A 2863-nucleotide genomic window follows, 5' to 3' on the forward strand; every position below is an offset into this window, starting at 1 on the left:
ATCTCTATGTTGTTAAAATATTTTTCGGAAATAATATTATACAAGATTTATAATGTCAGTTCAGGATATTTTGTGACGTTTTTGCAAACATTTTTTCATCCATTTACGAAAAAGTTGATATCAATCTATGAACATATGGATATGATGTAGTAAGTACACAAATAAAGGGGGCGACTAATGGTTTATTTTTTAATAGCTCTCATTCATTTCATTATCCCTGCACTTATTGGGCTCTCATTATATTGGTACACCAAAAATCATAGTATCTTCTATGCTGTCCTCGGTGTCCTTCTTCCTGGTATCATTCTCATTGCACTGTTTCGCATACCTTTTCTCAACTTAATCCCACTTATTACCGCTATTTTATTTCTTATATTTTTACCAAAAATAAAAAAATAGGAAAGCAGATCATGAATGATCTACTTTCCTATTTTGATATATGTTCTGATACGGCAGACCGTGCTTCTAATTTTTCCGACTTCACAAACCATAAACCGAGAAAAATAATCCCCCCGCCAATCACTTGCTGCAATGAAATATGTTCCTTCGCCCATACTGCTGCAAATAAAACCGCCACAAGCGGTGTAATATACATATACACCATCGTATGAGATGCACCAATTTTTTGAACTCCGATATACCACATAACTAAACCGAATACCGTTACAAAGAAAATAGAATATAATAGCGCAAACCATGTCATTCCTTGTTCAATCTGAAACGGTAACGAAAAAATATGCCACCCGCTCAATATGACAAGCGGAATCGCTCCAACAACTGCTGACCACGCCGTCACGCGAAGTGCTGAATATTTTTTAATAAGCGGCCCTGCTAGTACTGGATATAGCCCCCAGCACATCGATGTAATGAGTCCAACTCCATTTCCATAAAAAGACCCCGCAAGTGAATGCCCTGCTAATAAAACAAGAGCTGCGCCAGTGCAAGCTATAATAGAGCCAACTAACTTTCGAGAAGAAAATTTCTCTTGTTTAAGTAAAATTGCAAACATCGTGGTAAAAATAGGTGAAATAGAAATAAGTAACGAAGCGTTTGTTGCAGATGTATATTTAACAGTTTCCATAAATAAAGTTTGATACAAGGCAATGCCAACAATACTGACAATAACAAGCCTTGGTATATCTCTTCGCTCCATGTACAGTGATTTTTCAATATAAAATGTAAGTACTAATAATAGCGGTGCCGCTGCTATCATACGAAGTGCCGTAAACTCAAGTGCTGTAAATTCTTCCAGCCCATATTTCGCAATTGTATAATTAACACCCCAAATAATCACAACACTTAAAAGTAATAATTCAATCCCCCATCTTCTCATACGCACACTCCTCCGCAAAGAAGATTATACAGAAAATTCAATCTAATGTACATTTTATTAGCTAAAGAATGTCATCAGAAAAAGGAGCGCACAATTCGCTCCTTCTTAATTCGTTATACTCGAATATGAAGTTTCATGTTTGGATTATAAAATTGACTCGGGCTTTTCAGCTGAAAATGTCCCCCTGATTCGTGCAAATCAACAATTAACTTATCATCCATAAACACAAGCTTCGTGCGATCTGCAATAAACTGAAATTTATTAGATTCAATGTCTACATCACGTTCATCTTTCTCTGATACAGCTACTAAATCAATAATCCCACTCATCACACAGCCGCATCCTTCATTATCATAAAATAACTTTATATAATTCGCTTCACTTGGAATCGTATCCATAATCCTTTTATATGCTGCATCTGTTACAGTAACGTACATATTGTGTTCCTCCCTATTTCTACACGTAATTTTTATATTGTATCATTCTTTTCATACATTTTACCTGTTTATTATATATAGAAAATTAAGACTAATATATACTATCTGTGATGAAGGAGGATTTATTATGCCAACTTTAAAAGAAGTACAACATGCACTAGATCATTTATTTCAAATCAAAAAATACGGAAAAGATAGTGCCTTCAGTCGCTTTATTAGCGGATCCTTTTTCATTCTCTTAATAGTTGATTGTTTGAAAAAACTCGCAGTATGAAAAAGAAATAACTTGATTTACAAAACCAATTTTACCAAAACCTTACTTCTTATAACTTTATATCTTGTTATTTGGATGTAATATTGTTACAATAATATCAAGATATATGTATACCTACATACAAAAATGAGGATTGTAATTGCAAGGTTTGAATTTTCATTTTCTCTAATGATTCATATGCAGCTTACCTTCGGCGTCGCATGCCACTATCTTTGTAAGCGTATACTTCAAACTGCTTACTTCTGTTACTTCTTGCGTTCTAATGACTTGACCATTTTGTAGTAAGTCTACTTTGACCTTTTTCAGACGATTTGTCGCATTATCGTCTTTCCATGTCTTTGTTCCTTCTACTACTGTTATCTAGGACACTTTTGTATTTGTAATGTATATATATATCTTGTCGCATAAAAATATTCATCTCCCACCAATTTGTTGGTTCTATAATTCCTTACACAAATTGATGTGGGAGACTTCTAATAAAAAACATGCCAAGCGCTTTTTTAGCACTTGGCATGTTTTTTTACTTAATGACTATAATACTAGCATCGTAGTACTATAAATAATCTAATTTTATTATTAACCTCGTTGACGACGGAATAAGATTACCCCAAAGACTAACAACAACATACCTACAAACATTGAAATAAGTTCCGTTGGTGTTCCTCCTGTTTTAGGAAGTAATGCTGTCTTCTTATCATTTCCTTTAGTAGGTGGAACTTTTGAAGCGTTATTTGTATTTGTATCTTTGTTTGTAACTTTGTTGGTATTTTTATTTGTCTCTGTGCTTGTGCTTGTACCTAGGTCTGTACCTGGATTTGT

At 34.0% G+C, this 2863-nt stretch carries 6 protein-coding genes; 2 read left to right on the plus strand and 4 right to left on the minus strand.

Translation table 11 applies throughout. The features are described from left to right. The first annotated feature begins 177 nt into the window (after positions 1 to 177). The gene (locus V7183_RS22490; RefSeq protein WP_335360903.1) at positions 178 to 399 is read left to right on the plus strand and encodes a hypothetical protein; all 222 of its coding nucleotides are present in this window, start codon (positions 178 to 180) and stop codon (positions 397 to 399) included. Between the two features lie 28 nt (positions 400 to 427). On the opposite strand, the gene V7183_RS22495 is transcribed toward V7183_RS22490, so the two are convergent. Next, on the minus strand, positions 428 to 1333 hold the full coding sequence (locus tag V7183_RS22495; protein WP_335360904.1) for a DMT family transporter: 906 nt from the start codon (positions 1331 to 1333) through the stop codon (positions 428 to 430). A gap of 113 nt (positions 1334 to 1446) precedes the next feature. Beyond that, complete coding sequence (locus tag V7183_RS22500) at positions 1447 to 1770, minus strand: iron-sulfur cluster biosynthesis family protein (protein WP_335360905.1); 324 nt, start codon at positions 1768 to 1770, stop codon at positions 1447 to 1449. Between the two features lie 127 nt (positions 1771 to 1897). On the opposite strand from V7183_RS22500, the gene V7183_RS22505 reads away from it, so the two are divergent. Continuing rightward, entirely contained in the window at positions 1898 to 2044 is a 147-nt protein-coding gene (locus V7183_RS22505; RefSeq protein WP_154724646.1) for a hypothetical protein, read from the plus strand. 165 nt (positions 2045 to 2209) lie between these two features. On the opposite strand, the gene V7183_RS22510 is transcribed toward V7183_RS22505, so the two are convergent. Together V7183_RS22510 and V7183_RS22515 are read right to left on the minus strand one after the other, a co-directional pair. Then, a complete protein-coding gene (locus V7183_RS22510; RefSeq protein ID WP_097963282.1) occupies positions 2210 to 2404 on the minus strand; it encodes a Cna B-type domain-containing protein in 195 nt (64 codons plus the stop codon). Positions 2405 to 2620: 216 nt separating this feature from the next. Beyond that, positions 2621 to 2863, minus strand: a 243-nt coding sequence (locus tag V7183_RS22515) for an LPXTG cell wall anchor domain-containing protein (RefSeq protein WP_335360906.1), incomplete at its 5' end; no start/stop codon positions are given.

Origin of the sequence: Bacillus sp. JJ1127 (assembly GCF_036965845.1) — a bacterium.
Lineage (GTDB): Bacteria > Bacillota > Bacilli > Bacillales > Bacillaceae_G > Bacillus_A.